Origin of the sequence: Maribacter dokdonensis DSW-8 (genome assembly GCF_001447995.1) — a bacterium.
Taxonomy (GTDB): domain Bacteria; phylum Bacteroidota; class Bacteroidia; order Flavobacteriales; family Flavobacteriaceae; genus Maribacter; species Maribacter dokdonensis.
Genome location: NZ_LDPE01000004.1, coordinates 119961 through 139289, shown reverse-complemented (window position 1 = coordinate 139289; position 19329 = coordinate 119961). Strand labels below are relative to the sequence as shown.

At 38.3% G+C, this 19329-nt stretch carries 11 protein-coding genes; 1 reads left to right on the top strand and 10 read right to left on the bottom strand.

The annotated features are described in order from the left end of the window. The first annotated feature begins 36 nt into the window (after positions 1-36). Positions 37-3372, top strand: a complete 3336-nt coding sequence (locus I600_RS15380; RefSeq protein ID WP_058105442.1) for a VCBS repeat-containing protein — start codon at positions 37-39, stop codon at positions 3370-3372. A 107-nt stretch (positions 3373-3479) separates the two neighbouring features. Here the strand turns inward: I600_RS15380 and I600_RS15375 are convergent, their stop codons facing one another. The 10 genes from I600_RS15375 to I600_RS15330 all read right to left on the bottom strand — a co-directional run bounded on the left by I600_RS15375 (position 3480) and on the right by I600_RS15330 (position 19253). Further along, positions 3480-4484 (bottom strand): L-rhamnose/proton symporter RhaT, encoded by a 1005-nt coding sequence (locus I600_RS15375; RefSeq protein WP_058105441.1) that lies wholly within the window; start codon positions 4482-4484, stop codon positions 3480-3482. A 33-nt stretch (positions 4485-4517) separates the two neighbouring features. Continuing rightward, a complete protein-coding gene (locus I600_RS15370) occupies positions 4518-5561 on the bottom strand; it encodes an aldose epimerase family protein (protein WP_058105440.1) in 1044 nt (347 codons plus the stop codon). Positions 5562-5569: 8 nt separating this feature from the next. Further along, on the bottom strand, positions 5570-7015 hold the full coding sequence (locus I600_RS15365; RefSeq protein WP_058105439.1) for a sulfatase-like hydrolase/transferase: 1446 nt from the start codon (positions 7013-7015) through the stop codon (positions 5570-5572). A 16-nt stretch (positions 7016-7031) separates the two neighbouring features. Further along, positions 7032-8234, bottom strand: coding sequence for a glycoside hydrolase family 117 protein (locus I600_RS15360; protein ID WP_058105438.1), 1203 nt, complete (start codon positions 8232-8234; stop codon positions 7032-7034). A 239-nt stretch (positions 8235-8473) separates the two neighbouring features. Continuing rightward, positions 8474-10261 (bottom strand): arylsulfatase, encoded by a 1788-nt coding sequence (locus tag I600_RS15355; RefSeq protein WP_245188903.1) that lies wholly within the window; start codon positions 10259-10261, stop codon positions 8474-8476. An 8-nt stretch (positions 10262-10269) separates the two neighbouring features. Continuing rightward, a complete protein-coding gene (locus I600_RS15350) occupies positions 10270-11835 on the bottom strand; it encodes an alpha-L-fucosidase (RefSeq protein ID WP_058105437.1) in 1566 nt (521 codons plus the stop codon). A 174-nt stretch (positions 11836-12009) separates the two neighbouring features. Next, complete coding sequence (locus tag I600_RS15345) at positions 12010-13254, bottom strand: family 16 glycosylhydrolase (protein WP_082643002.1); 1245 nt, start codon at positions 13252-13254, stop codon at positions 12010-12012. Positions 13255-13301: 47 nt separating this feature from the next. After that, entirely contained in the window at positions 13302-16223 is a 2922-nt protein-coding gene (locus I600_RS15340; RefSeq protein ID WP_082642995.1) for a glycoside hydrolase family 2 protein, read from the bottom strand. 17 nt (positions 16224-16240) lie between these two features. Then, the gene (locus I600_RS15335) at positions 16241-17920 is read right to left on the bottom strand and encodes a sulfatase-like hydrolase/transferase (protein ID WP_058105435.1); all 1680 of its coding nucleotides are present in this window, start codon (positions 17918-17920) and stop codon (positions 16241-16243) included. A 4-nt stretch (positions 17921-17924) separates the two neighbouring features. Further along, complete coding sequence (locus tag I600_RS15330; protein ID WP_245188902.1) at positions 17925-19253, bottom strand: sulfatase-like hydrolase/transferase; 1329 nt, start codon at positions 19251-19253, stop codon at positions 17925-17927. Between the last annotated feature and the right edge of the window lie 76 nt (positions 19254-19329).

Sequence of the window (19329 nt, the reverse complement as noted above, 5' to 3'; positions counted from 1 at the left end):
CATTTCTGAATAGGCTTTTATGCTAAAACACAGTATATGTTTCTTCACCGTTTTCTAGCCCCTAAAACCGTAATAATTGTATTATCGATCAGCTTTCTATTTCATAGTTGTGAAGATAAAGAAGTGGCTCAAAAAATGAAGAATACCAAAGAAACACCACTGTTTAAATTAGTACAGCCCGAAGATTCAGGAATCAAATTTAAAAATACGATTGCCGAAAACTATGATAATTTTTTTGCCATTTTCAACTATGTATACAACGGTGCAGGTGTTGCCGTAGCAGATATTAATAATGACGGATTATCGGATATTTATTTTACCGCCAATGAAGCCCCAGATAAAATATACCTTAACAAAGGAAATTTCACTTTTGAAGATATTACAGAAAAAGCAAATCTTACCAAACAAGACGGTTGGCATAACGGCGTAGTCATGGCAGATGTCAATGCTGACGGACTAACAGATATTTATATATGTAGAGGTGGCTGGCAAGATACTCCGCAAGAAAGAAGTAACCTTCTTTATATCAACCAAGGCGATAACACTTTTAAAGAGTCTGCAGTTGAATACGGACTGGCCGATGAAGGATTTTCTGTAATGGCTTCCTTTTTTGATATGGATAACGATAATGACCTGGACCTTTATCTAACCAACAGACCTGAACACTTTTTTCTCAATTACCAGCAGGTTTTAGCCGGTAAGGCCAATGAAGATGAATTGTACAGAGACAAACTCTATATAAACAACTACGGAAAATTTGAAGAAGTAGGCCAGCAAAAGGGTATTAACGGCAATTTTGGTTACGGATTAGGATTAGTTACTTCTGATGTAGATAAAGACGGACAAGTGGATCTCTTTGTTGCCAATGATTATCTAGAACGAGATTACCTATATATGAACCAAGGCAAAGGAAATTTCAGCGAACAATTAAAGTCTAGGTTCAACCACATACCCTTTTACGCCATGGGTGTAGATATAGCGGATTTAGATAATGATGGCTGGGAAGATATTATACAGTTAGAAATGATGCCAGAAGATTACGAACGCTCCAAAACTACTATGGCAGACATGAATACCCAACTATTCAATAGTATGAAAAACAATGGTTTTCATTATCAGTATATGCATAACATGCTTCAAAAAAACCGTGGAGACGGTTTTTTTAGCGATGTTTCACAATACTCCGGTATTGCCAAAACAGATTGGAGCTGGGCATGCCTTGCCAGTGATTTTGATAATGATGGTTTAAGGGATATTTTCATTACAAACGGATTCAAAAGAGATATTTGGGATAAAGATGCAACCATAAAATTTAGACAGTATATGCAAAGTGCACAGGCGGCACAACGCAGTAATGAAGAAAATGCACAGCATATTATTTCACTGTTCAAGCAAAATAAAATTTCTAATTACCTCTATAAAAACCAAGGTGACCTAAAATTTACCAACATGAGCAAGGCTTGGGGCTTGGACCAACAAAGCTTTTCTAACGGCGCCGCAACTGCAGATTTGGACAATGATGGCGATTTAGACCTGATCGTCAACAATGTGGATGACCCCGCATTTCTCTACGAAAATTTGAGCAATACTACTGAAAACAAATTCCTAAAAATTAAATTAAAGGGCCCTGAGACCAATAAAGATGGCCTAGGTACAAAAATCACGTTAAAAACTAATGACAGCATACAATTCCATGAATTTAAAACGGTGCGCGGCTATCTATCTTCAGTAGAACCTATTGTCCATTTTGGGCTTGGAAAAATATCGAAAATAGACTCCATCTCTATAGTCTGGCCAGACGGTAAAGAACATCTAATTCAAAATGTTGCTTCTAGTAGCAATCTCATTATCGATTATAAAGAAGCAAAACAGCCTGTTGATAAGTCCATAACAAAGCAAACATTGTTTAAAGATGTAACCAACACTTCTTTCTCTTCCGTCTACGAACATCGAGAAAACCAGTTTGACGATTTTAAAATTCAGGTATTACTACCACATAAACTATCTACCGAAGGTCCTGGCATTGCCGTGGGCGACATTAATAACGATGGTTTAGAGGACTTTTACGTAGGCGGTGCATCTGGTAGTCCAGGAGCTCTTTACCAACAAACAGCTAGTGGATCATTTGAAAAAAAAGACCATCCTATTTTGTTGACCGATGCCAAATATGAAGATGTCGATGCCGTATTTTTTGATGTAGATAATGACCAAGACTTGGATCTATATGTAGTCAGCGGCGGAAATGAATTTTCCCAGAACTCTCCCCTACTCAAAGACCGACTCTACCTCAACAATGGTAAGGGGCTTTTTACCGAAAAAAGAGAAATGATGATCAGTGCTGAAAGTGGTGGTTGCGCTCTACCTTTTGACATTGATAATGACGGTGACCTAGACCTTTTTATAGGGGGCAGATTAGTCCCCGGTCAATATCCCAAAGCACCCAAAAGTCTAATTTTATTGAACGATAATGGAAACTTTAACGATGTTACAAAAGAAATGGCTCCAGAACTTGAACATATTGGTATGGTTACCGATGCTACATATGCAGATATTGATGGCGACAATACAAAAGAACTGATTATTGTTGGGGAATGGATGCCAATAACCATATTTAAAGCCAACAATGGCAAACTACAAAATGAAACTACCTCTTATGGTTTAAGCAAAACTAACGGCTGGTACAACTGCATTACTGTCGCAGACATTGATCAAAATGGCATTAACGAGCTTTTAGTAGGTAACCTAGGCCTCAATTATAAGTTTACAGCAAGTGACAAAAAACCTTTTAAAGTTTTTGCGAGCGATTTTGATCAAAACGGAACTAATGATATTTTTCTGGCGAAAGACTACAAAGGCAGACAAGTACCGATCAGGGGGTTACAGTGTAGCTCAGAACAGCTCCCCGGATTGGATAGAAAATTTCAAACCTTTACTCAATTTTCCAAGTCCAACCTAAGACAAATTATCGGTGAAGGTATTGATAATGCCCTACAGCTTAATGCTTATGAATTTGCTTCGGTAATCATTAGGTTCAATGATGGTAATGCCAAGCTCACTCCTTTACCCTACCCAGCACAATTTTCTAGTATTAACGGCTTTGTTACAGGGGATTTCAATGCTGACGGAGTAACGGATATTGCTTTGGCAGGAAACAAATTTGAATCTGAAATTGAGACCACAAGAGCTGATGCTTCGGTCGGGTTGATACTCTTGGGCACAAAAGAGGGACACTTTACACCCCAAAATAGATTAACAAGCGGATTTTTCGCCCCAAAAAATGTAAAGGCATTAAAGTCCATAAATCTCAATAATGGCAAAACTGGACTGCTAGTAGGCAATAACGATGACGAGATACAGCTATTTAAAAATTGATCTAAACAATTGAACTTGAAAAGAATAAAAATTAAAAAAGCGGAAGACCTACAACCCCCCGCTTTTTAAACAATTTGCACTTTAGCTATTCAAAACAAAAATCTTCGCTAGTTTATGCCGTTAGAATATGCAACTACCACAATACCCGTAATCATCAACGCAAGTCCTGCATATAGAAAACTTTTCGCTTTTGAAGAGGCATTGATCCATTCTTTGGTAATTAGACCGCTAACAATTGCCGTGGCCACAGATGATGTATTGAAAATAGCATAACCTACGGTATTACCAGAGCTACCCAATTTAAATGCGGCGTACGCAAATAATGCCGATGCGGCATAATGGAAAACTGCCATTATTAATATCAATATTACGTTTTTACCGAATGCCGGAGTCCTAAAGTTGCCCCAAGCATTGTTCTTACTTAATTGCCACAAGAAATATGCGGTCATTACAATACCTCCACTTAAAAATATAGGGAACATTACCGCTACGGCAGTTATCCAATCTGCATTTCCTTGAGCTATACTTGCTTTATGTAAATAAGGTCTACCTGCTGCGTTTGCATAACTGAAACCGGTTGCCAATAACCCACCAACTACGGCAATCATAATACCGGTAACCATAGAACCTTTTTTATCACTGGTACCGGCTTCATCCTTTTCCCTTAAAATACCTGCCCTACCATTTAAGATAACGCCGACCAACACAATAAAAATTCCAATTAAAATAAAGGTAAGTACATTGGTTGGCGGTAAACCGTCTTCTATAAAAGGTAATAATGAACCCACTAGAATTATGGTTCCTATAAAAATGGAAAAGCCTAATGAAAGCCCTATGTGATTAATTGCCTTGCTCCACATCATTACCCCTATTCCCCATAAGAAACTGGTAAGTCCCATCTTTACCCATATATCCATAGGCATATTACCGAATATTTCACCGAACCCGTTAATGAGCGTTAACGAAGCAAATATTGGTACAACGAACATAGTGAGTAGAAAAAACAAACTCCAAGTGTTCTCATATTTAAAGTCTTTGGTAAATTTTTCTGGCAGGGCATAAAGACCCAGCATTAATCCGGCAAAAATTGCCAACGATACTCCTTCTATCATCTTAGTATATTTTTGGTTTAGTTTATTTTATGGTTACCAGCCAAATTTAAAAATGGTCGTACTTCGGTAGGTTTCGTCTTTATCTAAAATAGATTTGGGGGCATTGGTAATATTTGGTCCGTTCGGGTATCGGTGTGTCTCTAGGCACAATCCCCTAAATTTTCCATATTGCAAGCCTGTCTCCCTTTTTAATTCGTCTGAAGTATACTTACCGGTGTAAAAAAGCATACCCGGTTCGGTCGTATATACTTCCAAACTTCTACCGCTGTTTTCCTCTGTAATTTCAGCTACCTTACCTAGCTCAAAACCCTTTTCATCAAACAGATAATAATGCTCAAAACCGTCTCCCATGGCGTCATGAACATCAATTATTTTCTTAGGTGTTCTTAAATCGTCCTGCTTGCCTAGTACTGAAATATTATTGCCCATTGCCGCTCCCGTATCGTCCCAAACTTGTTTTTTATCCGATGTTATTTTAACTGTGTGCTGCAAAACATCATCTTTAAATCCTGATAGATTAAAGTAAGAATGATTGGTGATGGTGAACGGTGTACTCTGATCCGTAGTAGCTATATAATCTATCTGTAGTTCATTGGTATTGGATATGGTAAAAGTTACCCAGACAACCACATTGCCAGGAAAGCCTTCTTCTAAATGCCCACTTTCCAATTTCATGGTAACCAATGCCTTGTTTTCATCATAGGTATCAACGGTCCAAATTTTCTTATCGAACCCTTTTTTGCCTCCGTGAAGATTATTATCACCAACTATTTTATTTAATTGATAATCAACACCTTCCAATGTAAATTTTGAATCTTTAATTTGAGAACAATATCTCCCTACAGTACCTCCAAAGTATGGGGCGTTACTGGTATATGCCGGTGAAAAGTAACTATCTAAGTCATCAAATCCGCACACGATTTCATCTATATTCCCTTCTTTATCCGGTACTTTAATAGAGGTTATGGTGGCTCCATAGTTTGAAATTTTAATTTCTACATCATGGTCATTTATCAACGTAACCAACTGTATGTCATTATCTTCAATAGTCCCAAAATGTTCTACGTTTGTTTTCATGTGCTGTGTTAATCTTTATTCATTCTTATTTTTGGAGCACTGTACGCATCCATTCTTTCTGCGGCCTTTCCTTCAAACTTGCGCTGTAGTTGCCATTTTGGTCGTTCTAGACCTAGCTCCCACTGAAATAGCTTTTTGTACATTGCCCTAACTCTATTTGGATATTGCAATGCCAAATCATATTCCTCGGCAGTATCTTTTGATACATCGTAGAGCTCTGCAGGTCTATCTGGATATCTAATTAATTTCCAATCCAATTCTCTGATAGCAGCCCTATTTTCCTTTTTCCAATACAAAGTTTCATGTGGGCGACCACTCTTATTTTTTTTCAAAAAAGGCAAAATATCAACTCCGTCCAACCCCTTTAAATTAGCCGCCTCAACACCGGCAATTGTGCTGAATGTTGGGTACATATCCAGCAAAGAAATAGGATAATCGTATGTTGTATTGCCCTGTAAAATTCCCTTCCAAGAAATTAAAAACGGAACCCTAACACCACCTTCTAAATGATTTGCCTTGGTGCCACTTAAGGGTTTATTCAATGACGCATTGGCATCACTTGGTCCTCCATTATCATTGGTAAATACAATGATTGTATTATCCAATAAATCTAGCTTCTTCAATTGATCGTACACCTTACCGCATGCCCGATCCATGGCCAAGGTCATTGCTGCCAGTTGTTTTCGCTTTCCAGTTAAATTTGGAAATTGATCTAAATCTTCATTTGTTGCCTGCATTGGCGTATGCACGGCATTAAAGGACAGATATATAAAAAATGGACGGTCTTTGTTTTGAGCTATAAATTGATTGGTTCTATCTGCCAGTACATCCGTTAAATATCCTTTGTGCTCTAGATAATTACCAAAACCCTGCTCTAATCTGTTTTCGTTCTTATCGATTTTATTGGTTTCATCATAGGGCATAAAACTACGAGACCCTCCCCTAAATCCGTAAAACTCATCAAAACCTCTATTGGTGGGGTGAAACCTGTCTGCGTTGCCCATGTGCCACTTACCAAAAATGGCGGTAGTATAACCCTGTTGCCTTAATTCATTGGCAATGGTTCTTTGATCTAACGGTAAGCCCATATCATCACCTGTTACTCCAGAAGTACTCATGTAACCAGGTACATTGTTTTCCTCAAAACCAAAGCGCTGTTGGTACTTACCGGTTAAAAAACCTGCTCTTGACGGACCGCAAACGGCAGCACTTACATAGGCTTGAGTGCAACGAACGCTCTCTTTGGCAAACTCATCTAAATATGGGGTTTTGAAATCTTTACTTCCTTGAAAACCAAAATCTGCATAACCGGCATCATCGGCAAGGATAAAAACAATATTGGGTTTGTTCTGCGCTGAACACCATTGCCCAACAACTAGAAATACCAATAGAATGAGCTTGTATCCATGAAGTGCTAATTCTTCATCAAAACTGGTGCTTATTTTTACTACCATATAAAGTACATAGATTCTAATATTTCTCTTTTTTACGAGAGGTAAAACGCATTATACTTTGATAGTCCCTACTATTATATACATGTGTTAACCCCCACTTTAAAACCTCTGTAGGTTCTTTTTCACTATCAACAGGTCTGTTTAAACCTATAGCGTGCGGCGGACTTGGAATTGACGCCATGATGTTGAAGTTTATACCGTCTTCCGCCCATTGAATGGTATTTTTCTCGGGTCCGTCCGTTGTGATCAGGGATGCAATTCCTCCGTTATACGGCCATACACAAATTTCATGTCCGCTATTACTAATTGGATTATATGGAGATTTCACATATGGTCCTTTTGGATTATCGGCAATGGCGACACCATGTCTTATTTGACGGCCACCAAATGTAATTTCCTCGCCCATTTGCTCACCTTTATAATACAGGTAGAATTTACCCTTAAAAGGTAGAATACAGGGGTCATGAACTTTATGGCTATCAAAGTCTCCCTTTTTCTTTACCGAAAAGCGATCATTAGGATCATCACCTTCCCAAATACCATTGTCTGCAGGACTCAAAATTGGTTCTTTGCTCTTGATCCAAGGACCATTGGGAGATGTTGACCAAGCCAAACCTATCTGGTTCTTAACTCTTTTATTGTACGGTGATTTTACAGTTTGATAGGTTAGATAGTACATATCTTCATACTTCATAATCTCTACTGTAAAAACAGATCGATCATCATAGGCGCCCTTTTCTCCTCTTGCAACGGCAATTCCCTCTTCTTTCCAAGTAATACCATCTGTAGAAGTTGCATACCAGATATCACAACGATCCCAAGGAAATACTTTTTCGTTTTCTATATCTCCATCAAAACCTTGCGTAGGCCCAACACCTTTAGAGTACCAAACGTAGTATTTACCATCTTCTTTGATCATGGCACTTGGGTCTCTTCTTATTACACCTTCTTCATATGCCAAATCGCCTTTTAACGGTTCTAGTTGATTAAATTCTAAAAACCACTCATTTCCTAAATCGGTTGGCCAAGCTAATGCTCTTTTTGAAGCCGCACTTAAATGCTCAACATCGGTTATACCTAAGTGGTCAATTTGCTCTTGGGTTATAGTCAAATTATCTTCTTCGCCCGTATTACTTTCAGTTGACTTTATAGCTTTCTCTTGGCAACTTATAAATACCAACACAACAGAAATACCTAGTAATGTTTTAATTATTCTCATTTATGAAATAAAAATTTAGGTTTAATTAATTTTTTTAGGGTAATTTTTATGTATTCTTTAAAGTTGAAATTTAAAATACCTTTCTTAAAGCCCATTATTTCGTTACTAGACATTAACTGAACAAACAACTAACACATTCAACAACAAATAGTTAAACAATACAATACCCAGCCTTAATGTATTGTAATTCACTACCCGTTTATGATAATTATCTCTTCTATCTTACTTTAAAAAGCATATCAAATTTTATTGATATAGATGTAATAGACTCCGTAAGTATCAGAGCCAGACACAAAGTCCGCTACCAAAAACGTTTTACCTTTTTCCAAAAACACCTTAAAATCTATTGACTGATCATTTGGGTTAATAGTCTTTTCTAAAATTTGATTGGCTATCCGTAATCTTATCTTATCCGGAGAAATGGACACATACTCAAAATTTGATTTAGGAAATTTATTTGGCACCCCTAGAATAGGACCAGGTACTTCTTTGGACCAACGCATACATGAAATAGTATACATGCCCTCTTTTGCAACCTCTATAGCGTGTGTATTATTTTTATTTTTTACACCCGCAGCCACTTGTTCGGTTTTCCAAATACCGTTAACGTCACCAATGGCGTGTTGAATTGTTAATTTTATTTCTTTTTGATGTTCCGTGCCTATAATAGCTACCGGTATTTCATTAATTACATCATTACCTATAGCCGATGTATAAAAAGTTGCATTCTCACTTTGTAAATCTTTGACCAATTTCGGATGTTCATTTGCTATGTTTTTCTTTTGCACGGGGTCAGTAACTATATTGTAAAGCTCTTTGCCTTGTAGTAATCGCCATTCGTTGCGTAAAACAAGTCCGTCAGATTCTTGTCTGGGCGGTCTCCAGTCTTGCCGATTATGCAGGAATAGCGTTCGATCTTTTAAAATTGCATCTGTATTTTTTAATACGGTAGAAAAATCAACTCCCTCTAAACCCAATGTATCGGGCGTATCTAGTTTACATAAACTTGCCAGCGTTGGTATAAGGTCTATGTGAGCCGCCAACGTATTATTGTCTTTACCCCCATTAATTCTTGCTTCAGGATATCGAATAAAAAAAGGAACCCTATGTCCGCCTTCTTGTTTGCTACCTTTTATTCCGCTATAGCCCTTATTGTAGCCTAAATTATCAGCTTCTTGATACCCATAGCGTGTACCGTTATCTGACATAAAAATGACAATCGTATTCTTTTCTAATTTTTCCGCTTTTAAAAACTTGGTCAGCTTGCCAAAATTATGGTCAATATTGGCTATCATTCCATAAAGATTAGCACTAACTATTTCCTTGCCTTCTAAATGTCTGTACGGGGCAGCATATTTTTCATCCACATATAACGGATCATGAGGCGCATTCAATGGCAAATACACAAAAAACGGTTGGTCCTTATTGTTCTTGATAAAGTTTATGGTCTCATTGAACCAAACATCGGTACAGTACCCTTTAAATTGTTTAGGTTGATTGTTTACATAGTAGACATCATCAAAATAATCGTTTCCCCAATAATCGGACAATTCACCGATACCACCTGCCAAATGATGAATAGCCGTGTCAAAACCAGAATCTGTTGGTCTGTTGGGATAATTGTCCCCTAAATGCCATTTTCCGAACAAAGCGGTTTTGTAGCCATTTTTCTTAAATACATCTGCCATGGTCACCGGATTGGAAAGGGCATCTCTACCTTTGTATGTTGCCCACGCCCCATTGCTTATTGGATACTTACCGGTTATTATTGCGGCTCTAGTGGGCGTGCATAACGGAGACACATGAAAATTGGTCATTCTTACGGCATCATTATAAAAAGTATCAATTTCGGGTGTTTTTAACCACTTATTGCCATGCGCACCCAAATCGCCAATACCTTGGTCATCTGTTAGTACCAAAATAACATTTGGCCTTGACTGTGATTGCAAGGAAAATATACAGCCAAGACCTATACAGTATAGACCTATTAGCATCTTTTTGATAGTAAAGACCGAATATTTCATCATCGAAAAAATTAATCTATATGCGCCTCTACATCTCCACCAATATTATTCTCTTTGTAACCTTCTAAAGTAATTTTAAAAGCATGGGCATATTCCGTAGGAAAAGAGGATGGTTTTTGAATGACCAAACCTTTCTCATTCCGTTCCCATTTTAATTTCTCGGTACTACCAATTAGTTGCACCTCTAGAATAGCTGAATTTAATGCTCCAATATCAGTAGACAACGTTTTCATGATTACATCGCCTTTGGGCTCGTCTAATACAATAGCAAAAAATTCTTTATCGCCTTTCTTGGTATATCTTATGTCGTTCTCATTGTATTCTATTTTTAGCTTCTCCTCTACTTTATGCCCACCTTCTGGCAATCTAGTGGGCCCTTCACCAAAAACGGTCCATGGACGTGTATCATAAATTGCCTCGCCGTTAATTTCTAACCAAGCTCCCATATCTGTCAATAATTTTTGCATTTCCGGTGGAATGCTACCATCTGGGTTTGGTGGTACGTTCAACAACATTAATCCGTTTTTTGCCACAATATCCGCAAGTATATCTATGAGCTCATTGGCTGTTTTAAATTTGGCATTGGGTCTATAGAACCACGCTCCCGGTGAAGTATCCGTTAGCCATGCATTCTGTTTGGGTTGATTTGGTCTACCGCGTTCATAATCCTTTATAGCAACATCTTCGTTAAAGGTTGCTTCTTTATAACAAACGGCTACTTCCTTACCCCACTCCTTACCCTTGTTATAGTAGTAGGCCAAAAACTTAAGTCGGTCTTCTTCCGGTAGATTCTCTAACCACCAATCGAACCAAATAATATCCGGTTGGTAATTATCAATATATTCCTTTAAGGCGGCCCACCATGCTGTCCTAAAAGCTTCATCTGGAGTGTCATTATCCAAACTGTGCGGGTTGGTATACAAATCATAATCTTTAGGATCAATGTTACCGTGTGCGTGTGCAGGACCAAAATATTTCCAGGTAAATGCATGGTGAAAAGATCCTATAAATCGCATGCCTTTTCGATTTATCTCCTTTTTTAGTGCTGCAGACGGATCAATACCTCCATAATTCATAGCATTCCATCGGGTTACCTTGCTATCCCACATCGCAAAATTATCATGGTGCATGGCTACAGGACCGGCAAACCTTGCCCCCGATTTTGCAAATAAATCTGCCCACTCCTTGGCGTCAAAAGCTGTTGGAGAAAAATCTTCTATGATTTCTATATATCCTTTTTTTGATGGTTTACCGTATTTCTTTTTATGATGGAGGTAATTGTTACTGGGTTTACCGTTTTTGGTTTCAACTATTTTACCATCATTATACATCATCATACCATGCCAACCTGCATAATGCTTGCTTGGTTCGGTTCCCTCAAAAGCACTTGATACCGGACCCCAATGTGCATAAATACCCAATTTGGCATCTAAAAACCAATCTGGCGTAGCATTTACCTTGGCTATAGACTCCCAAGTTTCTGCATATTTATCGTTTTGGCCATATATATGTGATTGATAGCTTGCTCCTAATACTACAGCAATAATCCCTAGTTTTTTACCGATGTGTTTTATCATTTGAAATAGATTTAATCCTATGAACAATTAATTTCCTGAGCCAGTCTAGCTATGAGACCTTAGCACTGATAACTAACTGAAAGGTCTATAACAAGATTATGATGATTTGCCCGAAACCAGCACTACATATGACCCATTTAGGAATATAAATGGTTCTAAAAGACGATTATTAAGCTATTTAATCTTTAAAATAAGGTTGTTACGGTCTAAAATGGTTTTATCATCGTCTTGTACAGGTTGTAATTTGGCAAGTAAACGATATTCGGTATCTGCATTCAACGTGTTGCTCAACTTTAATTTATGTCGAAAATGACCATAACCAGCAAGCAATTGTACTTTATCCGAAGCTATTTTTTCATCGGCCGTATTATAGATTTCCAAAACCAATTGCCTTGGTTCGTTTGCTTTATAGGAAATCGGAATTTCCAAGTTAGACCCCTTGCCTAACGTAATTTCCGTAGTATCAAAAATGACACTTTCATCATACAATTGTAATTCCTTTTCTAAAGGGCTATGAGATATCTTCTTTGAAATATCCTCTAATTTATACGCGCGGACCCAATCATAATAAACTACGTTTTTACTTGGATCGGACAATTCTTTTTCGTTTGGAAGCTCTATCCAAGGAAAAGGATAGGTTTCAGATACCAAACGCATGTACATGGGTTGATCAAATGGTTTTTCCTTTACTTTATTATAGAATTTTTGATGTTTTGGTTCTCTATGGTCATAATAGTAACTAGCGGAACTTTCATTACGCCACCAACCACCATATACATGAAAATTTTCTGAGGTTACCTCGTTATCTTCAAATCTTACCTGAGCAGCCCTCCGATCATGTCGCTCGCCTTCGCAATCAGTATACCAAAAGTGACTGTTGGAGTGCATTCCACTTGCAAAATAGCTACCACTGTAATCGCCTGATCTACCAACCGATTCATGAATATCCCATTCTAGGCCATATTTATCACAACCGTTAGGTCCTTTAAAACTACCTACGGTAGAAAACCAAAATGTAGTAGACATGGTAGTTGCCGCGGCTTTTACCCTTGTTTCAAAATACCCGAACTGTGTTTTCTTCTTGGAAACTACCGCAGCACCGGCAATTGAAAATGTCCTGTTGCTACCATAGGCATTTATTGTGGTGTCCTTTTTCATCATTTCGCCTTTCAGCTGTAAGTAACCATCAGCAACGGATACTTGTGATTTCATGAATAATCCCGGTTCTCTTCCTATCCAAGTAGGGTGATGATCCAACCATTTTGTAGTATCTAACGCTGTACCATTAAATTCATCTGAAAAATCGGGATTCATGACCCATCTTTTTCCTAGTGGCGGTTTTGGCGGACCAACCCGTACATCTTCGTTTTCTGGACTATAACGTTGCCCATGCACTTCACCTATAAATAGAAAAAGCATGCAACACGTGATAATACATTGTATACTATTTCCCGACTTTCTACTGATTATTTGTTCCATTCTTGCAATTCTATTCCGTTTAACCAAATTCCTTTTCCTGCTGTTCCTTGAATATTAACTTTTGCAGTACCATCATCTTGTATATTAAATAGGATCGTACTATTACCTGGTTCTTGAAACTGCATCATTTTACCTTCCGTGACTTTAACTTCTTTGGTATTCTCCCCTGCCGATATGGTTAATTTGCGTTCGTAGGGAATATTCAAAATTCGTATCTCTTTCAACTTATCCTTATTGGGATCCATTTCATCAGAATTACTTTGTGGTGCATGGTGGTACGTGGTCAACTTGTATTTTCCCTTTGGTAGTCCTTTAAAGTTAATACTTAACCCATTTTCATCTATACCAAGGACACCATCGCCATACACAAATCCGTATTTACCTATAACGTTCATTTCACCCAACCAGCGCAAAACACCATCAGTGCTGTTTGTTGCCAGGTTTACTTCGGCGTTTTTGAAAAGGGGTAGTTTATAGCTGCTCTTTTCCTCGTCCTTGCCATGCCAAAAATCCCATCCGAATTGAACCAACTGGTCATGGGCTCCCATGTCTATTTTAACTTTCTTAAAATCATAAATAGCTCTTGCATTCGTTGCCAAAACATTTGGGTCATAGGCTGTTAATTGCACGTTTGCATTGGCAGATTTTAAACCTTTGGCACTTGCCGTAATTTTGACCTCACCTGCCGTAGTACCTGCTCTAATCAATGCTGGTGCAATACCATACTCCGTGAACATAGGGTTGGCATTGATATTCGCATTATCACCTACCACCATGGCATTCTTACTTACAGAAAAAGTAACCTTACCATTGTACTCTTTAATTGCGGTGCCGTTCTTATCTACAACAGTAGCGTAGGCCATAAGAATATCAGCACCATCTGCAGTAAACTTTCTACCTACGGTATCTACCATTAGTTCTATGGCATAGGGTTTTCCCGGAGTTTTATGAACTACTTCTTTGGTTTTTCCATCTTTAAAAATGGCTTTGGCCTTAACCTCACCATCGGCATATTTTAAATTTTTAAATATAAAGGGCGCATGGTGTAAACCATTATAAATAGTATCTTTTGAGGAGGTTTGGGTAGCTGCCGTTTTACCGTTTACACTTAATTCTACGTTTTCTGCATTGCTATAGACCGTGATGGAATCTTGCCCTTTTTTCCAGTCTTCCAGCATATATACAAAGGGTTCTTTTCCGAGCTCTGCCTTATACCAGTGTAACTCTGGTCTAGGATTTCTAAAAATGGTCATTCCGCCACTTCTTGTTCTGTCTATTTTGTTTGATGCCTTATCGTGAGTTGGATGAAAAGTATAATAGGCATGGGCCGTCCATGATATTAATCCTGTCATTAGGGAATCTTTTATAAACGGTGCCAAGGCTTCCGGTCCATGATGCCCTTCCATAGCGAACATAGGTTCTGCACGGTCCCAGATAAATGGTCCGTAAAGCATATTTGCATTAATATCTGTTAGACCAGATGTTTGCCAACCTGTCCACCGTGAACCCTGTGAGGCGGTAAGCCTTGTTGGATCTTCTTGTTTGGCGGTATTGTGTGCTACAGGCACATACCCTCTGTGGTTAATCCCTCCTCCCCAAATTATTACGGAAGGGTGATTTCTATGATTGCGAATCATAGCGCGTTCCGATTGTTCAAAATTGTTCCACCACTCCTTATCCGTGCTCATGGATATCCACGACGGTGCTTCTTCATATACCAGAATACCCAGCTTATCACAGGCGTCTAAAATGGCATTATCTTGTGGGTAATGTGCGGTTCTCATAATGTTAAAACCGAACTCTTTAAACTGCAACATATCTTTATAATGCAGGGCATCTGGTACCGCATCGCCTATATATGGAAAGTGCTGATGCCTATTGAAACCCATAAGTTCTATTGGTTTGCCGTTAAGCATAAACCCGCGATCGGGATTCAATTCAAACTTTCTAACCCCCAAATTGTTCTCCACGACATCTACAGATTTGCCATTTAGCAAAACCTCTGTATTTACGCGATACAAATAAGGATTCTCAACATCCCATAATTGAACATTATCCTCTAAACTACCTATTTGGTCAAACTCATAATTGCTATTTTGAGCAATTTTTGCATCATCGATCAACTTTAGCACCACAAGACCTTCAGCATCTATAACTCTTGTGATCACTGTCACATTTTCAGCTTTGCCGTTGGTATTTTTTACGACGGATTTAATATCTATGGTCGCATTCTTGTTCACCACATCTACCGTTGGCGTAGTTATGGTTACCCCGGCATGCCTAGCTTCCCAATTAAAACCAATATGCACCGGATGCTTTTCTACCAAATACACATCTCTATACAGACCACTAAATTTTACATAATCAAAAGGCCCTGGATCTGGAGGAACTACCATGCTTCTTCTATTATCCGCCAAAATGGTTACTTGGTTTTCTTTTCCTTTATCCACAAACCGCGTAATATCAAAATGAAATGGTGTATAACCACCCGTACCATGCTTACCAATATGTTTACCATTAACCCAAACATCGGTTACTTGATGTACCCCCTCAAATTCTAAAAACACTTTATTGTTGTTCTCTGGTACCATTATATTTCTTCTGTACCAACCTACATTTCTATGAAACTTGAGCTGAGTTTTTTCATCTTGCAAACCATCTAAAGCCAACGATGTTAATGCCAAGGTATGTGGTACGTTCACGGTTTCCCACGTGGTATCTTCCGTATTTTTTTCAAAGTACGCTGCATCAGGATTTCCTAAGTGAAATTTCCAACCTTGATTGATACTTATTTTGGTACGCTCAGTATCTGGATAGCCAAAAGGTAGTTCTTGAGAGAAAGCCTGTGCCGTTAATAATAGTATGAATAAAAGACTATATAGGCTTTTGTTAATATTTTGTTCGGTCATTGCTGGTAAATTATCTATTATTTTGGTTCTATGATTACACCACGTTCCGCTTCACTATCAGAGGTATACCGCAATACTTTTGGTGCCTCATTTCCTCTGGCAAAGGTTATTTTCTCTTTCCACACGGTTCTCAATTTTTCCAATACCGATGCATGTTCCGCCACCCCTGCTAGATTGGTAGTTTCATCTGGGTCATTTTCCAGATCGAACAGTTCTTCATAAACTGCTTTTTCGCCTTGTAATGGTCCTTCTACGAATGAGCGATACAGGGCGATATCCGGATCATGGACTTTATATAACATTGCCGTCATCTTAATGCCCATTTGCTTTGCTGTCTCAATCTTTTTTTGTGCCGAAAAATTTTCGTTCTTATAGTATCTAATATATTTCCAGCGCGTGTCTTTAACAGCTTCGCATCTTGGATTCCCAAACTGGGTAGACCATAAATTTTCTGTGTATAAATAGTCTCTGACGTCGCTTACCTTTTGTGCCAATAGTGGTGATAAATCGCTACCTTGATACGTATCCGGTACCGGAATACCTGCTTTTTTAAGTAAAGTTGGGGCAATATCTATGCTTTGTACCAGAGCGTTGGACTTTCTACCCCTATTCGCTTTTTTTTCGTTCGGATCATAAATAATTAATGGTACATGCGTGGTTATTTCATAACAAAGGGCTTTACCACCAATACCAAATTGCCCCATAAACAAACCATGATCAGATGTAAAAACGATAATGGTATTCTTATCCAATTTTTGGGCTTTTAGCGTTTTTCTAAGTTCGCCCACCATACGGTCAATGCCTGTCATTGCCTGTAATTGTAACTGATACCTTGTCAGAAGGCTATCTGGATAATCTACATAATCATACCCCTCTTGTCTATCATTTGTTTTGTGAATTTCCGGTGGTAATTTAGGATGTACAATATCTTTTTTAGCAATGTAATTCTTAGGCAATTTTAAGTCTACATCATCATACAAAGTTTTATAGATTTCATCATCGGTTTCTCGCTGTGCCATGGTAGATACGCTTGCACCATGTGGTAAATTAAAGTTGACCGAAAGCACGAATGGTTTATCTTTTGGTCGCTGATCTAAAAACTTTTGTGCACCTTGTAATTTTTGCTCGTTAGACAGGAAATCTGAAATTCCTTCGCTTATAATCTCTACCTGAGTATCATCTTTTGCATGCTTGAATATCTTATGCCTGTCTTTGGGGTAAAAGGTCAAATGACCGTGCCCGGCATACCAATAATCAAAACTTTTATCCATTAAACCACTGGTGTAACCACCATCACCAACAGGCAAATGGTTTTTACCTATCCACCCAGAATAATATCCGTTATCACGAAGCACCATAGGATAGGTATTATTCCACCCTTCCTCTGACATACTGGTACCCGAATTAAAATTTACGCCATGTTTACGTTCAAACTGGCTCGTTAAAATACTTGCCCTACTTGGCGTACATATGGCACTGGTAATATGTGCGTTCGTAAAAAGTACACCGTCTTTTGCCAACTTATCAATATTGGGAGTCTGTACTACTTCATTACCGGTACAGCCCATCATACCATAAGATTGGTCATCGGTTAAAATGAAAATAAAATTAGGCTGTTCTTGTGCCTGTACCACTCTAAAGATCAGCGTAATAATCAAAACAGTTAATGATCTGGCAAAATGGGTGTTTACATTCATATACTTAATTTTTTGGTCTAAGTGATTTTTCTCTGATCATTCTATAATTCTTCTCCTCTTTAATGACATTTTCCGGATGCGGATCTACCCAACCTGGTGCCACATTTTTGCTATCCCACGCTGTGTATAAGGCTTTTAATTTTGTCATAATTTCTGGATGACTTTCAGCAATATCATGACGTTCCAAAGGATCTTTTTCTAAATTGAAAAGCATAGTTCTGCCTTTGTAAGCGCTCTTGTATAATTTGTATTCTTGGTGTCTTACGGCATACTCAAATCCACCAACACTGCGCCAGTATAAAGTCTCATGCGGCTTTTCATTCTTTTGATCTAAAAATGGTAATAGGTCTACGCCATCTAGCTGTTTTTCACCTTTAACATTACCCCCTGCCGCATTGAGTAGCGTAGGAAATATATCTAAAGAACTTACAACCTCATCATAAGCTTTGTTGGGTTTAATATGATTTTGCCAAACCATGAAGAACGGTACTTTTATGCCACCTTCAAACAACATTCCCTTATGTCCTCTATTTGGACCATTATTGGCATGCATGGTACGCCCGCCATTGTCGCTCAAGAATACCAAAATGGTATTCTCTTTTAACCCTTTTTCTTTTAAATATGCATCAATTTTACCAACACCTGCATCTACCCCGTTTACCATGGCCGCATAAACACTTCTACCGCCATATTCTATATGCTTGGTCCTTTCTAAGTATTGCTCGGTAGCGTGGTCTGGAGCATGTGGCGCATTGTACGCCAAATAAATAAAAAATGGATCTTGCTTGTTATTTTCTATAAATGAGATAGCTTCATTGGTGAAATCATCCGTTAAATAAGATAATTCGCTTTCCGGTACTTTATTTTCATTTCTGAATATGGTGCGCAATGGCCCATTGGATTCTCCCCAATAATTCATTGCACCGCCTGCAAAACCGAACCAATGGTCAAAACCTTGCCGAGGAGGGTGTAAATCAGCATAATCACCTACATGCCACTTACCTATTGCGCTTGTAGCATAACCTTGCTCTTTTAAAGCTTCCGATATCATCTTTTCAGATAGTGGCGTACCTACAGATGCATCATTTTCACCATCATATGGCATATTACAATCATGCCCAAAACGTGCTTGATATCTACCGGTCAACAGCCCGGCCCTGGATGGACTACAATACGGATGCGATACATACCCATTTTTGAATATGACACCTTCTTTTGCCAAATTATCCAAATTTGGCGTGGGAATATCGGTGCTTCCATTAAACCCCACATCTAACCAACCTTGGTCATCGGTTAAGATTACAATTATATTCGGCTTATTACTATTCTTCAAATTTTGTGCATTGCAGGTAATACTCAAACAGCCAAGAAATAGTAAAATGCATAATTGAAAAGGTTTTGTCATATTT

Coding starts and splice junctions, on each gene's coding strand:
- I600_RS15380 (WP_058105442.1), top strand. CDS start 37: ATGTTTCTTCACCGTTTTCTAGCCCCTAAAACCGTAATAATTGTATTA.
- I600_RS15375 (WP_058105441.1), bottom strand. CDS start 4,484: ATGATAGAAGGAGTATCGTTGGCAATTTTTGCCGGATTAATGCTGGGT.
- I600_RS15370 (WP_058105440.1), bottom strand. CDS start 5,561: ATGAAAACAAACGTAGAACATTTTGGGACTATTGAAGATAATGACATA.
- I600_RS15365 (WP_058105439.1), bottom strand. CDS start 7,015: ATGGTAGTAAAAATAAGCACCAGTTTTGATGAAGAATTAGCACTTCAT.
- I600_RS15360 (WP_058105438.1), bottom strand. CDS start 8,234: ATGAGAATAATTAAAACATTACTAGGTATTTCTGTTGTGTTGGTATTT.
- I600_RS15355 (WP_245188903.1), bottom strand. CDS start 10,261: ATGATGAAATATTCGGTCTTTACTATCAAAAAGATGCTAATAGGTCTA.
- I600_RS15350 (WP_058105437.1), bottom strand. CDS start 11,835: ATGATAAAACACATCGGTAAAAAACTAGGGATTATTGCTGTAGTATTA.
- I600_RS15345 (WP_082643002.1), bottom strand. CDS start 13,254: ATGCTTTTTCTATTTATAGGTGAAGTGCATGGGCAACGTTATAGTCCA.
- I600_RS15340 (WP_082642995.1), bottom strand. CDS start 16,223: ATGACCGAACAAAATATTAACAAAAGCCTATATAGTCTTTTATTCATA.
- I600_RS15335 (WP_058105435.1), bottom strand. CDS start 17,920: ATGAATGTAAACACCCATTTTGCCAGATCATTAACTGTTTTGATTATT.